This is a genomic window from Marinobacter sp. (assembly GCF_048266785.1).
Classification (GTDB): Bacteria; Pseudomonadota; Gammaproteobacteria; order Pseudomonadales; family Oleiphilaceae; genus Marinobacter.
The window spans coordinates 158,147-174,616 of record NZ_JBLWYX010000002.1 but is presented as its reverse complement, the minus strand read 5'-3'; the positions used below and the strand labels follow the sequence as shown (position 1 = coordinate 174,616).

Annotated in this window: 19 protein-coding genes; 3 read left to right on the top strand and 16 right to left on the bottom strand. The window is 54.3% G+C overall.

The window, feature by feature from the left end; all coding sequences use genetic code 11:
- Positions 1–5: 5 nt before the first annotated feature.
- A complete protein-coding gene (yeiP, locus tag ACN0V1_RS04310) occupies positions 6–572 on the bottom strand; it encodes an elongation factor P-like protein YeiP (RefSeq protein ID WP_417543814.1) in 567 nt (188 codons plus the stop codon).
- A 283-nt stretch (positions 573–855) separates the two neighbouring features.
- On the opposite strand from yeiP, the gene ACN0V1_RS04305 reads away from it, so the two are divergent.
- The gene (locus ACN0V1_RS04305) at positions 856–1,710 is read left to right on the top strand and encodes a PA4780 family RIO1-like protein kinase (protein ID WP_417543813.1); all 855 of its coding nucleotides are present in this window, start codon (positions 856–858) and stop codon (positions 1,708–1,710) included.
- Positions 1,711–1,726: 16 nt separating this feature from the next.
- Here the strand turns inward: ACN0V1_RS04305 and ACN0V1_RS04300 are convergent, their stop codons facing one another.
- The 8 genes from ACN0V1_RS04300 to ACN0V1_RS04265 form a co-directional block, all read right to left on the bottom strand.
- Complete coding sequence (locus ACN0V1_RS04300) at positions 1,727–2,401, bottom strand: spermidine synthase (RefSeq protein WP_417543812.1); 675 nt, start codon at positions 2,399–2,401, stop codon at positions 1,727–1,729.
- A gap of 50 nt (positions 2,402–2,451) precedes the next feature.
- Positions 2,452–2,892 carry a MaoC family dehydratase gene (locus ACN0V1_RS04295; protein ID WP_417543811.1) on the bottom strand — a complete coding sequence of 147 codons (441 nt, stop codon included), beginning with the start codon at positions 2,890–2,892 and terminating at the stop codon, positions 2,452–2,454.
- Between the two features lie 37 nt (positions 2,893–2,929).
- Complete coding sequence (locus tag ACN0V1_RS04290; protein WP_417543810.1) at positions 2,930–3,295, bottom strand: thiol-disulfide oxidoreductase DCC family protein; 366 nt, start codon at positions 3,293–3,295, stop codon at positions 2,930–2,932.
- A gap of 63 nt (positions 3,296–3,358) precedes the next feature.
- Positions 3,359–4,615 carry a dicarboxylate/amino acid:cation symporter gene (locus ACN0V1_RS04285; RefSeq protein ID WP_417543809.1) on the bottom strand — a complete coding sequence of 419 codons (1,257 nt, stop codon included), beginning with the start codon at positions 4,613–4,615 and terminating at the stop codon, positions 3,359–3,361.
- 105 nt (positions 4,616–4,720) lie between these two features.
- Positions 4,721–5,752 carry a threonine aldolase family protein gene (locus ACN0V1_RS04280; protein ID WP_417543808.1) on the bottom strand — a complete coding sequence of 344 codons (1,032 nt, stop codon included), beginning with the start codon at positions 5,750–5,752 and terminating at the stop codon, positions 4,721–4,723.
- A gap of 23 nt (positions 5,753–5,775) precedes the next feature.
- Positions 5,776–7,824, bottom strand: a complete 2,049-nt coding sequence (locus ACN0V1_RS04275; protein WP_417544044.1) for an FUSC family protein — start codon at positions 7,822–7,824, stop codon at positions 5,776–5,778.
- A 13-nt stretch (positions 7,825–7,837) separates the two neighbouring features.
- The gene (locus tag ACN0V1_RS04270; protein ID WP_417543807.1) at positions 7,838–8,722 is read right to left on the bottom strand and encodes an efflux RND transporter periplasmic adaptor subunit; all 885 of its coding nucleotides are present in this window, start codon (positions 8,720–8,722) and stop codon (positions 7,838–7,840) included.
- A gap of 9 nt (positions 8,723–8,731) precedes the next feature.
- Positions 8,732–8,932: a DUF1656 domain-containing protein gene (locus ACN0V1_RS04265; RefSeq protein ID WP_417543806.1), complete on the bottom strand. Its 201-nt coding sequence runs from the start codon at positions 8,930–8,932 to the stop codon at positions 8,732–8,734.
- 130 nt (positions 8,933–9,062) lie between these two features.
- Between ACN0V1_RS04265 and ACN0V1_RS04260 the strand changes: the two genes are divergently transcribed.
- Positions 9,063–9,890 carry a zinc-dependent peptidase gene (locus tag ACN0V1_RS04260; RefSeq protein WP_417543805.1) on the top strand — a complete coding sequence of 276 codons (828 nt, stop codon included), beginning with the start codon at positions 9,063–9,065 and terminating at the stop codon, positions 9,888–9,890.
- Between the two features lie 17 nt (positions 9,891–9,907).
- Here the strand turns inward: ACN0V1_RS04260 and ACN0V1_RS04255 are convergent, their stop codons facing one another.
- The 7 genes from ACN0V1_RS04255 to feaR form a co-directional block, all read right to left on the bottom strand.
- Positions 9,908–10,606: a crotonase/enoyl-CoA hydratase family protein gene (locus ACN0V1_RS04255; protein ID WP_417543804.1), complete on the bottom strand. Its 699-nt coding sequence runs from the start codon at positions 10,604–10,606 to the stop codon at positions 9,908–9,910.
- A gap of 129 nt (positions 10,607–10,735) precedes the next feature.
- Complete coding sequence (locus ACN0V1_RS04250) at positions 10,736–12,217, bottom strand: esterase/lipase family protein (protein WP_417543803.1); 1,482 nt, start codon at positions 12,215–12,217, stop codon at positions 10,736–10,738.
- A 171-nt stretch (positions 12,218–12,388) separates the two neighbouring features.
- Complete coding sequence (locus ACN0V1_RS04245) at positions 12,389–12,568, bottom strand: hypothetical protein (RefSeq protein ID WP_417543802.1); 180 nt, start codon at positions 12,566–12,568, stop codon at positions 12,389–12,391.
- A 180-nt stretch (positions 12,569–12,748) separates the two neighbouring features.
- The gene (gene trxC / locus ACN0V1_RS04240) at positions 12,749–13,186 is read right to left on the bottom strand and encodes a thioredoxin TrxC (protein WP_417543801.1); all 438 of its coding nucleotides are present in this window, start codon (positions 13,184–13,186) and stop codon (positions 12,749–12,751) included.
- A 33-nt stretch (positions 13,187–13,219) separates the two neighbouring features.
- Positions 13,220–13,603, bottom strand: a complete 384-nt coding sequence (locus ACN0V1_RS04235; protein WP_417543800.1) for a DUF2750 domain-containing protein — start codon at positions 13,601–13,603, stop codon at positions 13,220–13,222.
- Positions 13,604–13,633: 30 nt separating this feature from the next.
- Positions 13,634–13,810 carry a DUF2339 domain-containing protein gene (locus tag ACN0V1_RS04230; RefSeq protein ID WP_417543799.1) on the bottom strand — a complete coding sequence of 59 codons (177 nt, stop codon included), beginning with the start codon at positions 13,808–13,810 and terminating at the stop codon, positions 13,634–13,636.
- Positions 13,811–13,840: 30 nt separating this feature from the next.
- Entirely contained in the window at positions 13,841–14,761 is a 921-nt protein-coding gene (feaR, locus tag ACN0V1_RS04225; protein ID WP_417543798.1) for a transcriptional regulator FeaR, read from the bottom strand.
- A gap of 322 nt (positions 14,762–15,083) precedes the next feature.
- Between feaR and ACN0V1_RS04220 the strand changes: the two genes are divergently transcribed.
- Positions 15,084–16,424 carry a hypothetical protein gene (locus ACN0V1_RS04220; RefSeq protein ID WP_417543797.1) on the top strand — a complete coding sequence of 447 codons (1,341 nt, stop codon included), beginning with the start codon at positions 15,084–15,086 and terminating at the stop codon, positions 16,422–16,424.
- Positions 16,425–16,470 lie beyond the last annotated feature (46 nt).

Sequence of the window (16,470 nt, the reverse complement as noted above, 5' to 3'; positions counted from 1 at the left end):
TCAGATCAGGCCCGGCTCAAAAACTTCCGTTCTTCAACGTTGATCTTGATGCGATCCCCGGTAGAAATATGCTCGGGAACCTGAATAACCAGCCCGGTGGCCATTCTTGCCGGCTTGGTACGAGCTGTCGCTGAACCACCCTTAACGGAGGGGTCGGTTTCCTCAATTTCAAGCTCCACAGTTGGCGGCAGTGCCAGTGCAACCGGCGCTTCACTGACCAGAATCACCATCACCCCCTGGGTGTCCTCACTGATAAACAGCAATTCATCCGCAATTGCTGATCCATTCAGGCTGTACTGCGTGAAGTCTTCAGTATCCATGAAGACGTATTCGTCGCCGTCAGAATAGGAGAAGCTCGCGGGCCTGCGCACGAGATCGGCAAGATTCAACATATCGGAATCTTTAAACGTCTCGTCAATTTTGCTACCCGTTACCACATCGTACATGCGCATGCGGTAGAGGCTACCACCTGCCCGTCCTTGAGGAACAGAGCGCTCAATGTCCTTCACGAAATACACCCGACCTTCGTATTCAACCGCAGAATTTTTTTTGATTTCACTTGCTCTAGGCATTTTTTAAAGCTCCAAAACAATCTCTGATCGCATCCATACCGGACATAAGCCGGCGTGTTTCACACCCGGCAATTCTACCGGCAGACCTGCCCTGCCGATACTGGGCGAGCGAACACTATAAGCCATTCGATAAAAAGCTTCCTGACGCAACAACCAGATTCATATAAGAAATGGCAATTTGATGTAAGCTATGCCCCTTTGTGACCATCATTTCGCTTCTGGCTGGCCTCAGCGTTGGGCAACATGCATGGTCTGCACGCTTATAGCTAAACTGAAAGGTTTTATGAAAGTACCCAAGAGATTGCAGCCCCTGGTCGATGACGGCATGGTGGATGAAGTGCTTTACCAGCTTATGAGCGGTAAAGAGGCACAGGTTTATGTAGTGCGGTGTGGCGAACATGTACGCTGCGCAAAGGTGTTCAAGGAAGCCCAAAAAAGGAGCTTCAAGCAGGCCGTTGAGTATCAGGAAGGCCGAAAGGTACGCAACAGCCGGCGAGCCCGGGCCATGAGCAAAAAAACCCGCTATGGCCAGAAAGAGCAGGAAGACGCCTGGCTCAATGCCGAAGTGGATGCCCTTTACCGCTTGGCCGAAGCCGGGGTGCGCGTACCCTCACCGATGGGCTTCGTGGACGGCGTGCTGCTGATGGAGTTGATTGCTGATGCAGACGGCAAGGCAGCTCCGCGTCTGGATGATGTCACCCTCACCCCGGAGCAAGCCCGGGATTACCACGGCCGGGTTATCGCAGAGGTTGTGCGCATGCTGAGCGCCGGGCTGATCCACGGTGACTTGTCAGAATTCAACGTGCTGGTAGACAGCAGCGGGCCCGTGATTATTGATTTGCCCCAGGCTGTTAACGCTGCAGGCAACAACAACGCCGAACGGATGCTGGAGCGGGATGTGGACAACATGCGCCGCTATTTTGCCAAGTACGCGCCCGACCTGCTGGTTACCGATTACGGCAAGGAGATCTGGGCACTTTACGAAAGCGGCGACCTGCACCCCGACAGCAAGCTGACAGGGTGCTTTGAGCACGATACCGCCAGTGCCGATGTGGATGAGCTTATGGCAGTGATTGACGCCGCCAAAGAGGAAGAAAGAGATCGGCTGGAGCGCATGCAGGAAGACGACGAGGATTAGTACTTCGCCAAGGCGCCTACCAGGCGAGCCAGATAACGTGCTTTGCGCCTTTCCCGGGGCGATGAGCACGCACAGTTACGGCCTCGGCCGAAAGCCCTGCACGCTTCAGGCGCTCGGTAAATGCAGGATCCTGCCCGGCTGACCAATACGCCAGAATCCCCTCTGGACGCAGCGCTTCCTGTGCTGCGGCAATACCCGCAGTGGAATACAGCCAATCGTTTTCCTTGCGAGTCAGACCTTCAGGGCCGTTGTCGATATCCAGCAGGATAGCGTCATAACTGGTCGGCGAACCCTTGATCAACTGAACCACATCACCAATATGTACTCTGGCGCGAGGGTCTTTTAGCGGGTAGCCCGAAGCGCTGCCCAAGGGGCCCAGATTCCACTGCTCTACCTCTGGCACCAATTCGGCAACGGTCACTTCTGCGGTATCATCCAAAGACTGCAAAGCCGCCGCAAGGGTAAAACCCATGCCCAGCCCTCCAATCAGCACTTTCGGTGTGGGGTGATCAGCAATGCGCTCACAGGCCAGCGTTGCAAGCGCGTCCTCAGAACCATGCAGGCGAGTGTTCATCAACTCGCCACTGGTGCCGGCGATACGGATGGAGAACTCATCGTTGCGCTGCAGCAGGCGCAGCTCTGTGCCCTTGCCGGGGATGATCGCAGTGCCTAGCAACTCGAAGCGAGCCATAAAAACCTCTGAAGATGGAATTTCGGGGTGCGGGTGGGAGTTGAAGCCAATCAGATTTGAGCGAGAATGTTTCGCTCCGTTTGCCCAGGCAGTACACCCGTCAACCAGGCTTCAGTAACAACCTCGCCATGCTGGTTGGACAGCACCGCTTCAGCTTTTGCGCGGTTGCGCTCATCTGCTTCGGTAATGGTAAACACACAGGTAATGGTATCGCCAAAATAGACGGGCCGGCGGAACCGGAAGTTCATACCGGATGCCAGCCAGCCAATCTGGCCGCCCACTTCAGTAATCATGCCGCCGACCAGCAAACCATGGCAGATCTTGGCCTGAAACCCCTTGGCAGCGGCGAAGTGTTCATCGTAATGAATCGGGTTCATGTCCCTGCTGACTTCGCCGAATGTTACCGTGTCATTCTCGGTAAAGGTTCGGGTAACCGTAAAAACATCACCAGCCTTGAGGCCCCGAATGGCCTGTTCTCGAATATGCGTCACTTACAACTCTCCGGGGGTCAGTCAGGCAGGTAGAGGTTCAGGTGCGCCCAGCGAGGCGGCGCTCAACCCATGAATGATAAAGCTTTGCCAGAGAAGGCCGGATCAGAGGCAAAGAGATCAGCCACGCCAGCGGTTTCAGCACGAACACTCGCGACATCAACAGTATGTATGCATCCATCTCACTGTGGATTTCGCCCTGATCGTCCTTCACGTGCAGTTCCCGAAGCGCTTTGTCCGGATCGACGCCCTGTTCGCGCAGCTCGTCGTCCCGGCCTGTAATATCAAGCCATTCGACAGACTCGCCGGTCTTCCCCGCCAGCTTTTCATACCAGCGACGATCCTTGATGCAAGTAGAGCAGGACCCATCATAATAAACGATCAGCTTACCTTGCGCTCGATTCACAGAGCCCTCCAACTATAACGAAAGCCTGAGTGGCACCTTATCACACCATTCACTCGGCTTTACTCAGCCAGTGGACTCCAGGCCCTCACCAGCAGGTTCCACCACCTGTTTATTCTCGCTGCGAGCAATAACCGCAGTGCCAACAAGGTCCCCGGTAACATTAATCCCGGTAGCACCCATACCGACCAGTGCATCAATTGAAACCAGCAGTGCAACGGTTTCAATAGGCAGGCCCACCTGAGCGAAAACGGTGGCAATCATGACTATACCTGCACCGGGCACGCCCGCTGTACCGATAGAAGTAAGCGTACCTATAAGAACGATCTCAGCCATGGTGAACAGATCCAGCGGAATGCCGACCACGTTGGCGGCAAAGACCGCAGAAATTGCGATACGGATTGCAGCACCGTCCATATTGATGGTGGCACCGAGCGGCAAGCTGAAACCGTAGATTCGTTTTGGGATACCCAAGCGCCGCGCTGCATCCAGCGTTAATGGCAAGGTGCCTGAACTGCTCTGGGTGGCAAATGCAGTGGCCATGGGCGTGCGAGCTTCACGGAAAAACGCTCGCACGCGCACGCCAGACGCACGCATCAGAACGCAGTAAACAAACAGGTGCACCGCCAGCGCGATGTACAGCACCAGCACCATATCGCCCAACGCGAGAATGGTGGCCATCCCCTGCTCACCAGCTGTCTTGGCAACAATCGCGAACACTCCGATGGGCACGTACTGGAGCACGCCTGCCATAACTTTCAGGGTGATCTCGTTCAGCGCTTCAACAACTTTGTAAAGGTGCTCTCCAAGCTCTGCATGGGCTTTTGATTCCCGCAGTTTTAACAACGCTATACCAAACACAATGGCAATAAAGATGATGCCCAACAAATTCAGTTCAGTGAACGCCGTAAAAATGTTGTCGGGCACAATGTTCAACAACACGCTCGCAATCCCGGGGTTGTCCGGTACTTTTACTTCGGCGTCTTCATTCAGAGCTATGCCACTTCCTGGCTCAAGCAGGCTTGCTACCACCAGGCCGACAACAATAGCCAGCGCGGTTGTTATCACGTAAAAACCAAACAGCTTCCGCCCAACGCGCCCCATGCTGCCGATATTCGCCTGGTTGATACCCACCATCAGTGTAAGCAGCACGATGGGCACAATAAGGAATTTGAGCAGGCGCAGCAGCAGCTCGCCGAAGGGCGCCAACCAATCTGCGGCCTGCTGCCCGCCAATCATACCGACGGCCACACCCAGCACCAGAGCGATGCTTACACGCAGAATTAGAGAGGCATTCAGATAGCTATGAAAGAGAGCTCTCACCGGATCACCTCCAATGAGATTGGTGTGCGCCTTGGCATAGTAAGTGCTCCTGATACGGGATGGCGCAGATTGTGATGGAAATCATCAGCTGGGTAAACCGCTGGCTCATGCCTGCAACTGGCGCACATCAGCCAGAAACTGATCAACAACCGCCGGTGTTGTAGCCCAGGAGCACATCAAACGCGCGCTGCCACCAATAAAATTGTAGAAACGCCATCCTTTGGCCCTCAGCGCAGCCTGTAAGGCCTCGGGCATTTCTACAAACACCCCGTTTACCTGCCTTGGGTACCTGAGCTTGATTCCCGGTAGCCCGGCCAGTCCATCCGCAAGCCTTTTCGCACTGGCGTTGGCATGGCGCGCATTTTCCAGCCACACGTTATTTTCCAGCAATCCACACCAGGGCGCAGAAATATATCGCATTTTAGAGGCAAGCTGCCCCGCTTGTTTGCAGCGCCATTCAAAGTCCTCGGCCAGGGCTTTGTTGAAGAACACCACAGCTTCTCCCAGAGCCAAACCATTCTTGGTTCCGGAGAAGCACAGCACATCGACACCCGCTTTCCAGGTAATTTCCGATGGGTGCACATCCAGCGCCGCCACGGCATTCGCAAACCGGGCACCGTCCATGTGGATATTCAGCTTGTACTGATCCGCCAGCGCGCGAATGGCACGAAGCTCGTCCGGGGTATAGATCGTGCCAACTTCCGTTGCCTGAGTAAGGCTCAGTGCCTTGGGTTTCGGGTAATGAATATCGGTACGCTTGGTGACCAGGTGCTCAATGCTTTCCGGAGTCAGTTTTCCGTTTTCACCCTCACCCAACAGGAGCTTGGCGCCGTTGGAGGCGTATTCCGGCCCACCACATTCATCGGTTTCAATGTGCGCCAGCTCATGGCAGATCACGCTGTGAAACGATTGCCCGATGGACGCCAGAGCCAACGAGTTGGCTGCGGTGCCATTAAACACAAAGTAGACATCGCAATCTGTATCAAACAGAGTACGCAATCCATCTGCGGCCCGCTGCGTCCAGCTGTCCTCGCCATACGCTGGTTCATCCACACGGTTTGCCGCCTCCATCGCTTTCCAGGCCTGCGGGCACACACCGCTGTAATTATCGCTGGCAAACTGCTCCGACCGTGACACGGCAACACTCCTTCATCGGTTGATTAAACTTGGTGAAACGTTCGAGCGGTGCGCTCAAACGTCAGGGCCATACGTTCGAACATACCTTCAATGGTTGCTGTTTGCGCATCCGGCTCTTTGGCATCGTAAATAGCTCTTAACAGCCGGGCACTCGCCTCCCTGAACCGGGAATTCATATTGCCACGCGCACTCATCAGGTAGGTATCTGCAAGCACTTGCTGCCACTCAGCAAGCTTTACATCCACAGCAGCATTTCGATGATTCTTGATCCTCCGGCGCAAGCGGATAGACATGTGGCCAATATTCAGCCCGGTAAAGCCCAGATCCGTCATGACACGACTGGGGTTACCCGACCCCTGATCATAATTGGCAAGCCGGAGCAGGCGCTCTCCCATACGGCCGTTAAACCAGCTTTCGGGCCAGCGCTGAGAATCAATGGCGGTAAGATCACGAGCTGTTGCCTCAAGCAAGCGGCGCTGCATCACTTGGCCGTCCAGAGGCGTGATCAGCTTGAAAACCCAGTAGAGAATACTCATACCCACAAAAAGCCCCAGAGCATTACTGGTTGCAACGTCCGTACTGAATGTCATGTGATTGCCGGGCTGGACGATAAGCGTAAAGGAGACGCAGAAGCCCAGGCCGTAAGGCAGAGTAGGCCGTTCAGCAAGCGCCAGCAGGCCGAGAAAATAGGGGCCGGCAAGCACCAGTACCAGCATTTCGAAGTCTCCACTGCTTTTCGACAACAGGCCCAGCCCAAAAAACAGCGCCACCGGAACAGCCACAACAACACCAAGCAACAAGTGCCGCAGCATAACCGTCAGCACCGCCAGTGAAAACCGGGCAAACACCACTGAGAACACCACCGGCATGATCATCAGCATAATGGCCGCAGAGCTGCCAGCGCTTAACCATATTCCTGCCCCGATCATGAAGACAACCGCAGTCCGGAAGCCGTTGACGGCCCCAATCAATGGATCCCGGTGGGTTTTCAGCCTGGAGGCTTTCAGCAACGTCTGGTCGCGGTTTTCAAGCGCATTATAGGCACGCAACACCATCACCAGATCGGCTACCAGCTCCACTGCTGTCTGGCTGAGCCGGGTCACTATGGCAGATTCATCCACATAGGCGGCCTTATGCTCCAGCAGCGCGCGCCTCAGCGCCTGGGCCTGACGGTAGGACTCCTCAAAGCTATTTGCCTCTGCAATTCTGATGAAGTGGCTTCGCATGTCTGCCAGCAACTTACTGAACGCCGGTGAGACCAAATTCGGATGGTTTCGCGGAAAACGCCCCATAATCTGCGTGACCGCCAGCAACGACATCACCTTGTTACAAAGCAGGTTTGCCGCCCTGCTCCGGCCGGGCCCCTCAGGCCCTTCGTAAGCAACCGCGCTGGAGTCATCGTTCAGTATGACCAGGGTTTCCAGAATCTGATCGGCGTGCTGGTGGCGCTGCTCATGGGTGCTGTCCGGATCCAGCTCCAGCGAGAGGTACTCCAGCGTTTCGTTGATCACGTGGCGGGAATGGCTGCGCAGGCTGTCTTTTACCGTCACCGGCCACAGTAACTTGCTGACCAGCATCGCACAGAGAGCACCCACGGTTATTTCACTGATACGGGACTGGGCAATATCAAACACCGCACGACCGTCCACCGCACTGGGGTCGGCCATTACCATGATGATCACCAAACCAGCCGTCATTCCCGACATCGCAAAGGCGTAGATGAAGTTGGTGTTGTGCACCATGGAAGAAGCTGCAGAATTAAGGCCAATCCAGAGCGTGAGACAGGCCAGCGCCAGCAGCGGGTAAGGCATGAAAAATGCCAAAATCAGAATCCCCACGCCACCGCCAACCACCGAACCGGAGATCTGGCACAGGGCTTTTTCAATCACCAGCCCGCTTTCCGGGCGGATCTGCAGAAAAACAGCGGACACTATCGCCCAGTATGGGCGATCAAGCTCCAGGTACATGGACACAAACAATGCCAGCGCCATGGATATCACGCCTTTCAGAGCGAATATCACCGTACGCCTGTTCGGCGTCAGAAGCTGGGCCAGCAGCGGGTGGAGCGTCATGTCTGCCACTTAGCTACTCTTCTTCCAGCTCTTTTTCCATGCCTGTTTCCAGATAAATGGAAACCGTCATACCCGCACTGATATTCACATCGTCCGGGAGTGTGTCGAGCGTAATATCAACCGGAATTCGCTGGGCAAGGCGAACCCAGTTAAAGGCTTGCTCCACTTGGGGCAACATCTGGTTATCACTGCTGGTGTTTGAATCCGCGATACCACGGGCAATACTGACCACCTCACCACTGAGCTTTTCTCCGCCCGAAAGCAGAGTAATCTGCGCCTTCTGCCCCACTCGCACCAACTGCAGCTTGGTTTCTTCAAAATACCCGGTCACGTAAAAGGAGTCACTTTTGATCAGCGATAACACCGGCGCCCCCCGGGACACGTAATTGCCCCGGCGCAGGGTAAGGTTGTTAACAATACCGGTCTCCGGGGCGAGTACTTTTGTCCGTTCCATATCGATCCGCGCTGTATCGAGTTCGGCTTGTGCCAGTTGGTAGCTGGCTTTGGCCGCCTCGGCGCGAATACGGTAAGCCTCCAGGCTTCCCTCGCTGACAGACTGGCGCTCAGCCATGCGCTGCCGGCGTTCATACTGGTGTCTGGCCAAATCCCAGCCTGTACGTTTCTGGGCGAGCCGCGCGTTGCTCTCCGCGAATTTCGCCTGATAACGGGTATCGTCAATGGTAAAAAGAGGATCGCCTTTATTGACAGCCAGGTTATTTTTTACACTCAACCCCGTCACCCAACCGGAAACATCGGGAGCGATAGTAATGACGTCGGCCCGGATACGGCCATCACGGGTCCAGGGTGAATAGAGGTAGTGATCCCAGACCCAGGTCCCGGCAAAAACCGCAGCCGCCACAACCAGCAATGTCACTCCAATACGCGCCAGCTTTCCCATGTGAGTCCTTTAGTTCCCGAACAAATAAACAATAGCGGCCAGATAACAGACGAACATCGCCACGTCGAACCAGGCTTCCTTCCAGATATAGCGACGCAGCTCCAGGTGATGCAGAACCAGACGTGTAGCCGCCGCAAGAATAAACGCCAAAGGCACCAGCACCACTAACGGGCTGAACAGCATTCCACCAATACTCATCTCGTGAAGCATATCATCCTTACTATCAACCGTTGCCACCGCGATTCGCTGCCAAGTGTCTGATCATAGGCGCCGTCTGGGCAATTCGCCAATTAGTATGTGCTAGAGTAACAGCTGTATTTATCACGCGAGTTTAGAAAGGATGTCGTCCGCAACTGTTTTCGCTGTCTTCGCCGCTGCCTTCATCGTACTGGCTGTTTTCTATCTGTTTTTCTATCGCACCTGGCGGCGGGACCGGGAACTGAAGCAACCCTTCCCGAAGGTCTGGCGAAAGCACCTGCAGTCAGCCGTGCCCCTTTACTCTCAGCTTCCGGCGCAGCTTAAAAAAACCCTGGAAAAACAGGTACAGCTGTTTCTCGCTGAAAAAGATTTCTATGGGTGCGATGGATTTGAGGTGAATGACCGCGTACGGGTCGCCATCGCCGGGCATGCTTGCCTTTTAACGGTGATGCGTTCGTATGCCGATTACGACGAGGTGCGCAGCATTCTTGTCTACCCGGATGTGTACCGGGTACAAGCCCCGGAGCGCGACGGAATGGTGGTTAGCGTCAGCAATCAGGTTCGGGCAGGGGAAGCCTCATCGATGGGGCAAGTGGTATTGGCCTGGGCGGAATGTGAAAGCGGAGCCATGCAGGCGAAAAGCACACACAATGTCATTCTCCATGAGTTTGCCCACCAGCTTGATTATCTGGATGGACGCGCAGACGGAGCGCCACCATTGAGCGGGGAACAAGCCGATGAGTGGCAGCAGACCATGACCGTGGCCTATGACAACCTCCGGCACTCTTTGATGCACCAGCGCAAAAGCTGGCTCGACCCTTACGGCGCCACAAAACCCGCAGAATTCTTTGCGGTGCTGACAGAAACCTTCTATCAGCAACCACAACACTTGAAAGAACAACAGCCCGCAGTGTATAACCTGCTGCGCGACTTCTACAGAATAGATCCTGAAGAGCTGGCCCGAGGCTAACTCTCCTATCATTCCCGTTAACCTGTGAGGCCCAAGCTCTCAGAATCCTTCTCGATGCAGCGATCCAGTAGCTCCAGGTAGCCCGCTTTGGATTTCAGTTTGGTCTGAGCGTGCGCTCTCATATTCAGCTTCCGGAACGCCTGAGCCAGTTCGTTGGCACGGCTCAGGAGCTGATCCGATGCCACCACTTCATCGAGGAAACCAGCGGATACGGCACCCTCAGGGCTATAAATTTCGGCATTGATAACCGAGCGGTAAAAGTGAGCTGGTGCCAGGCGATGCCGTGCGATTTCAATGCCCGCGTGATGCATGGTCATGCCGATGGCTACTTCATTGAGGCCAAGTTTGAAGTTGCCCTCAATACCAATCCTGTAGTCCACAGACAGCATGATAAACGCACCCTTGGCAATGGCGTGGCCACTGCAGGCGCCAATGACCGGAAACGGAAAAGCCGCCAGACGACGGGTGAGCTTTGAGCCCACCGTAACCAGTGCGGCCGCTTCCTTCATGCCCTTCTGCATTTCCTTCAGATCGTAGCCACCGGAAAAAATACCTGGCTGGCCGGTCAGGATAACCACGGCCTTGTCCTGTTCTGCGCGGTCAAGAGCCTGGTTCAGCTCTTCAAGCACATCGTGGCTCAGGGCGTTCGCTTTCCCGTTGTTAATAACGATCGTCGCGACGTCATCGTCAAGCGTGTAACTTACAAAGTCCATCACCGGCATTTCCTCTTGGTGGAGTTAATTCTGATTGCGCAGAACTTTGCCAGCTTATGCGGGCCGTCACAAATCATTCTTCAGCGGATGCCGGTTTCTTTCGAGGCTTTTAAAGAGCGCGCCAAAGGCTGTTTATGTGCGGCGCCGGAGCGACAGCCTCAGTTGGGCGCTGAAACCTTTCTTCGACGACAGTGGTATCAGATAGTTGTCACCATCCTGCTCGGCCTTGCTTCCGCTGCGCTCACTCCACTGTTCATCCGTGGTGACATACCGCAGGTTCCAGCCGTCTCCGGCCGGCGTCATTTTCAGCGTGAGCGTATCCCGGTAAAGGTACTCGCCTTCCACACGATGCTCCGTCCACAGCGCACCATCGATAAAATAATCCGTCGCGGAAACCGCAAGCTCCACGGTCATAACCATCGTTCGCCCGCGCTCAACGGTAATTTTCGAACTATCAAGAAAGGTGGAGAAGAGCACCGGCGAACGGGCTGAATCCAACCCTGCCTGTTTGGGCTTCATCATCTCGTCGAACTTGCGCAGCACGGCACTGAAGGTTTCCCTGCGCCTTTCAGTCAAACGAAAACTGCGCGCTCCCCGGGGCGATACGGTGGCTTCAAAATAATAGGAGGCTCGGACCCGGCGGTCTTCTTTCTTCGCCTTCTCGACCGAAGGCGGCAGCGGCAGCGATTCCACCTCCATCACACCGTCGACGCGCACGTCGCCAAACAGGAACCGCACCATGTTCTGGTAGCCGTCTTCCGAGTTAACGATGCCATAGGGGCCACTGTGGCTGCGATACACAAAAGCCCTGGGCGCGCGTTGAACCGTCGCATTCTCGATGGCTACCAGCCCGTCACTCATCTTGCCAGCAAGCCACTTCGATACCCCTTTAGCCGCACCATAATCCTGCTGATTGGTCCCGACCAGGCAGAAAAACCGGTCCGGGTCGAATTTGCCGTCCAGAGAATCCACTCTTTCCGGCCTGCCGTCTAACCCCAGATAACCTGCCATGGTTTCGCGATTGAAGTTGTTGATATCCCAGAGCCCGAGGAACGCAGGTACATTGATGCCGGCCATCTCTATGCCGTTGTGTGGCGTGGCATAGGTAAACACCCTATCCACCATTTTGCGTATTGGCGGGCTACTGATTCCGTCATTCTGCAACATGCACCGACACACGAGGCCTCCCATTGAATGCGCGACAAGATGCACACGGAATTCCGCCAGAAGCCCCTCGTCATCGCCGCACAAATGTTGTCGGACATTCAAAATCAAATCGCGAAGCTGCAGCGCCGCTGCAGGTATAGAGAGAGGCTTGCCATCACCGAAATCCCTGTCTGCCTGATCGTAATAACGGTAGATAATGACGGTTTTACCAGTAATGTCCCGGTCGATTTCAGCTCCATCAGAGAAGGCATCGGTATAGCCGTAATCCTTCATCAGGCGCATCATTGGTGACTCGAACACCTGCTTGTAGATTGCTCCATCCCAGGATTGGCGCACCTTCGTTGCGCCCAGGTTAAAGCCCATATAGGGCATGGATACGGCATCTGCAATTTCACTGGCGGTCATGGCGTAGCCACGAACGTAAATGATGGGATGGAACGGACTCATGAGGCATGCTTCCTTTCAGGCTGATCCTACCTGTGGGCATGCGATATCCGTTCCGGAAAACGCTTTATGGGTAAATCGCCGGTACTTGCGGAGCGCCGGTTCAGGCAGGCTTGGCAAAAGCGTAAAGAAGGCTGACGAGCCAAGCGCCCTCTTACCCACTCTCCGCAATAATCAGAAGAAGTAATACCGGATAATTTGCACCACGATCAACAAGGCCACCAACGGAAAGATGAATCGCGTGAGGTTACCATAACCGCGCGTTTCACCTTTCGGGGCATATTTTTCAACCAACGGCAGAATAACGATCAGCGCCACAAACAAAACGATGAGAATAATCAACAGTGTTCCCATAACGAAACTCCCTGCATGCCGGCTTTCGTGCTCGACGGGCATGAACATGCATTTTTTGCCCGCGACTTATCCCGAAAATCTGTGGATAACTTTGTTAAAAGGCGCGGGACAAGTAACCTCGAGCCAGTTAAAACGGGCGTTCGACAAACATGACCGTTAACTGACCAGGTCATTTCCTGTTCAGTGATTTTCCTGTAGCCACTGGTCGATCTGGCCCTGATTCATCGCACCGCTCTGGCGCGCCAGTTCGCGGCCATTGCGGAACAAGATCAGCGTAGGAATACTGCGAATGCTGTATTGTCCTGCCGGGCCAGGATGCTCTTCGGTGTTGAGCTTGGCAAAACGCACCTTGCCCTGCCAACCGCGAGCGGCCTGTTCAAACTGTGGGGCCATCGCTTTGCAGGGGCCACACCAGCTTGCCCAGAAGTCCACCAATACAGGCAAATCGCTGCGACCAGTGTGGGCAGCAAAGCTCTGCCCCGTAAGCTCAAGCACGCTCTCTGGCCACAAGGGTTGCTTGCAGGCGCCGCAATTCCCACCGGCTGCCAGGCGGGCCGCCGGCACACGGTTTGTCTTGTCGCAATGGGGGCAAACTACATGTTTAACATCGTCACTCATGGATTCACCTCACAGCACTGTTAATAAATCACTTTAGAAATTGGAGAGCTCATCCTGCAGGTCTTTTTTCAGCTCGTCCGCTTCGGTTATCCACACGGTTTTATCAAGGCCGGGAAACACTCCCACCTGCAGCCCGTCTTTCGAAAGACCCGGCACCCATTTCTTGAAGAAATCTGGCAACGAGATGCTTTTCGGGGTCAAACCGTCCGAAGCCTTGGCGTACGCGGCGGCGAACTCCGAGCTGGGCCAGACCGGCAAGTGCGCTACCCCGTCGTCTTCCGAGACGATGGACAGGAAGCGACTCTCCGAATTTACGAGTATCCAGATCTCCCGTTCCTCCAACACTTCGCTTAAAAAGTAGTCGTATCGCTCTTCGCCGCTCGACTCGAGCACACTCGTTAACTGCTCATCACTCATAATCTGCTTCTCTGTTTAATAAAATGAGGCTTATGACGCCTGAATACTGGCACGCTGCGCTTTTCGATACATCCAGGCAAGGCCCAACAGGGCGAGACCCAGCCTCATAAAGGCCGCAACCCGCCAAAACCCTTGCAGGCCGGCCATATCAATCAGGAAAATTTTTCCGATAACGACGCCAAGCAAAGCCATGCCCGCCTTATACAAGATGATATGGGCATTTAATCTTCTGACGCGTTAATTTTCTGCGCAGCGTTTTTTGAAATCCGACGGAGTCATTCCGAAACGTCCTTTAAACGCAGTCGAAAAATAACTGGGGCTACCAAAGCCGTACCTATAAACAACTTCGGTGAGGTTTAATCGCCCGTTGTTGGCCTTGATATAATCGGCGCACATCTCAAGACGCTGAGTTTTTACATATTCTGACAGCGTAATCGAATTACCGGAGAACGCTCGGTGAAGACTCCGCACCGAGGTACCAATGGAGTTAGCAACCATGGGTGCATTCAGGCCGGGTTCGCCGATGTTGTCCTTCACAAATTCAGAAGCGGCCCTGAACACCTTATTGTACGGATCGCTACCGCGAATACTTTTCAAAACCGAGGGCTTTATCAGCGTCGCCAGCGAGTCGAGAATCGCAGCCGCTTCCTCCAGATCCAGATTTTCATGTAGCGATGCTTCGATAACCAGCTTGCTGGCAAAACACGCAATGTGCGAATCTGCGGGGATTTTAACGCCCAGTTCAACCCTGCTGAGGTTCAATATCCGCTCAATAATCTGGCGCGGCAATATAAGTGATATCTGTTGTGAGAGTTCCTGGAAGGAAAATCGGAAGGGCAGCGCAGAATCCACAAGAACGATATCTCCCGGGGTCAGAGAAGAGCGGTTCCCCACCTGTTCGACCAACGAGCACCCCAGGATCTGGAAAACACAGAAAAAACCTGGAATCCCGCTTTTTTGTATCTCTTTGGGTGTTCGATAAAGGTCGGCGCCCTGAATACTGACCTTGGACATATCAAGCGATCCGCCCACTTTCTCGACAGACCCTGAAAACCTGCCGCCCACCGGTCTCGCCAAAAAAGGCCCGCATATCTTATTGATATTGCTGATCCATTTTTCGAAATCATCAGTCCCGCTAGTGCATGACGACACGTTCATGACCTCTTACTCTTATTTGTGATCACTAGCAGCGAAAATGGCTACAAAGCAATCAAAAGTCAAGGAATCCTTATGGGTGACCTGCCTTCTCATTCCGATACAAATTTCCGAAAAGGCTGACAATATAGCGTGTCAGGCAATCTTACGTTTCCGACATGCTGGCGCAGGAACGAAACCTTCTGGCACCAATGAGAAAGCACGGGGCAGGATTAGTTGATAAATATAGACAGCATAGTGGGCAGATCTCGATCCCGCAAAGGCGAGCGGTAGCCCGGCGCTACTCCTGAAGCCACTCCAAACATACAACAAAAAAGGCCAAACAATGCATCAGAACAAGCAATTACGACGAGCCATTTTATGCGTTTTCGCGACCGGTATCGCGATTCCCACAGCTTCTGCTGTTGAAGTCTCGAGCGGTGAAGACTACCAGTTGAATGCAGATCTGGAACTGGCCGCCGGTATTTTCACAAGCGACAAGAGCTACCTTTTCGATACCGATCAGGATGGCGCTCAATGGCAGGAAGGCTATATAAAGTACGGGCTGTCGGGCAGCTATTCAGTACGCAATGATGCTGCCGTCTACGGGGCTATCAATGTCTTGTCATCAGGCACATGGGGTGATGGCGATGCCGGCGGTTTCAGCACCGGCGATGAACGCGACACGGATCTCGAAGATGCCTATATTGGCTTTAAATCCGGCAACCTGCTGCCGTTTCTTGGCCAGGATGGCCTGGACATTTCCCTTGGCAGCCAGAACTTCGCGATTGGCGACGGCTTTCTTATAAACGGAGACTCCCTGAACCTGGGCGAAGGGCTGAATGGCGGCGGTTTCGATTTTGATCGCGGCGGCGCCTACTGGCTTGCCGCAAGAAAAGCCTTCGATAAAACAGCTCTGGCACGCATTGGCGGTGATACAGGATTACGCTCGGATCTGTTCTGGATTGAGTCGAATAATAAAGCGCAGGCTGATACCGAGCTAACCGGGATAAACCTTGAATACGTTTCCCCCCAGGGAACCTTTGGCCTGATGCACTTAAAAGGTCTGGACGTTAACGAGCCCTACGCTCAGGCGCTCGGCCTGACCGCCAGAGATGGCCAGGATACGACAAGCCTTCGGTATCAGGGTAACGCCGGCGTAGCCCCGCTTTTCCTTTCGGCAGAATTTGTCACTCAGGACCAAGGTGACGCTAGCCGAAAGGACGCCGACGCCTGGTATATGGAAGCCGGGTGGAGCTTTGAACAACAGGTATGGTCTCCAAGCGTCAATATCCGATACTCAACATTTGACGAAGATTTCGACCCCCTGTTTTTCGGCTTTAATCGCGGTTACGGCACCTGGTTTCAAGGTGAAGTCGCCGCCAACTATGCCGGGCCATTCAATAGCGACACAGATGTTCTCCACGTTGGCGTAAAAGCCTACCCCGCTCCCACTGTCGCAGTCGGCGCTTTGTTCTTTGATTTCAGTGACACAGCTCGGGGAAGCGGATCTCTGGATAGCCAAGAGCTCGACCTCTACGCTGAATGGGCCGTTACCGACAACCTGTTCCTGAGCCCCCTTATTGGTTTCTTCAAGCCGGAAAAGCGCGCCGCTGACGGCGGCAGTCAGTTCCAGGACAACGACCTGAATACCTACGCTCAAATAATAGCGGTTATTTCCTTTTAATGACCGTGACAGACCAAGCCTGTCGCCCTGGCCCAGGGCGACATCG

Coding starts and splice junctions, on each gene's coding strand:
- yeiP (WP_417543814.1), bottom strand. CDS start 572: ATGCCTAGAGCAAGTGAAATCAAAAAAAATTCTGCGGTTGAATACGAA.
- ACN0V1_RS04305 (WP_417543813.1), top strand. CDS start 856: ATGAAAGTACCCAAGAGATTGCAGCCCCTGGTCGATGACGGCATGGTG.
- ACN0V1_RS04300 (WP_417543812.1), bottom strand. CDS start 2,401: ATGGCTCGCTTCGAGTTGCTAGGCACTGCGATCATCCCCGGCAAGGGC.
- ACN0V1_RS04275 (WP_417544044.1), bottom strand. CDS start 7,824: ATGACGCTCCACCCGCTGCTGGCCCAGCTTCTGACGCCGAACAGGCGT.
- ACN0V1_RS04270 (WP_417543807.1), bottom strand. CDS start 8,722: ATGGGAAAGCTGGCGCGTATTGGAGTGACATTGCTGGTTGTGGCGGCT.
- ACN0V1_RS04265 (WP_417543806.1), bottom strand. CDS start 8,932: ATGCTTCACGAGATGAGTATTGGTGGAATGCTGTTCAGCCCGTTAGTG.
- ACN0V1_RS04260 (WP_417543805.1), top strand. CDS start 9,063: ATGTCGTCCGCAACTGTTTTCGCTGTCTTCGCCGCTGCCTTCATCGTA.
- ACN0V1_RS04250 (WP_417543803.1), bottom strand. CDS start 12,217: ATGAGTCCGTTCCATCCCATCATTTACGTTCGTGGCTACGCCATGACC.
- ACN0V1_RS04245 (WP_417543802.1), bottom strand. CDS start 12,568: ATGGGAACACTGTTGATTATTCTCATCGTTTTGTTTGTGGCGCTGATC.
- trxC (WP_417543801.1), bottom strand. CDS start 13,186: ATGAGTGACGATGTTAAACATGTAGTTTGCCCCCATTGCGACAAGACA.
- ACN0V1_RS04235 (WP_417543800.1), bottom strand. CDS start 13,603: ATGAGTGATGAGCAGTTAACGAGTGTGCTCGAGTCGAGCGGCGAAGAG.
- feaR (WP_417543798.1), bottom strand. CDS start 14,761: ATGAACGTGTCGTCATGCACTAGCGGGACTGATGATTTCGAAAAATGG.
- ACN0V1_RS04220 (WP_417543797.1), top strand. CDS start 15,084: ATGCATCAGAACAAGCAATTACGACGAGCCATTTTATGCGTTTTCGCG.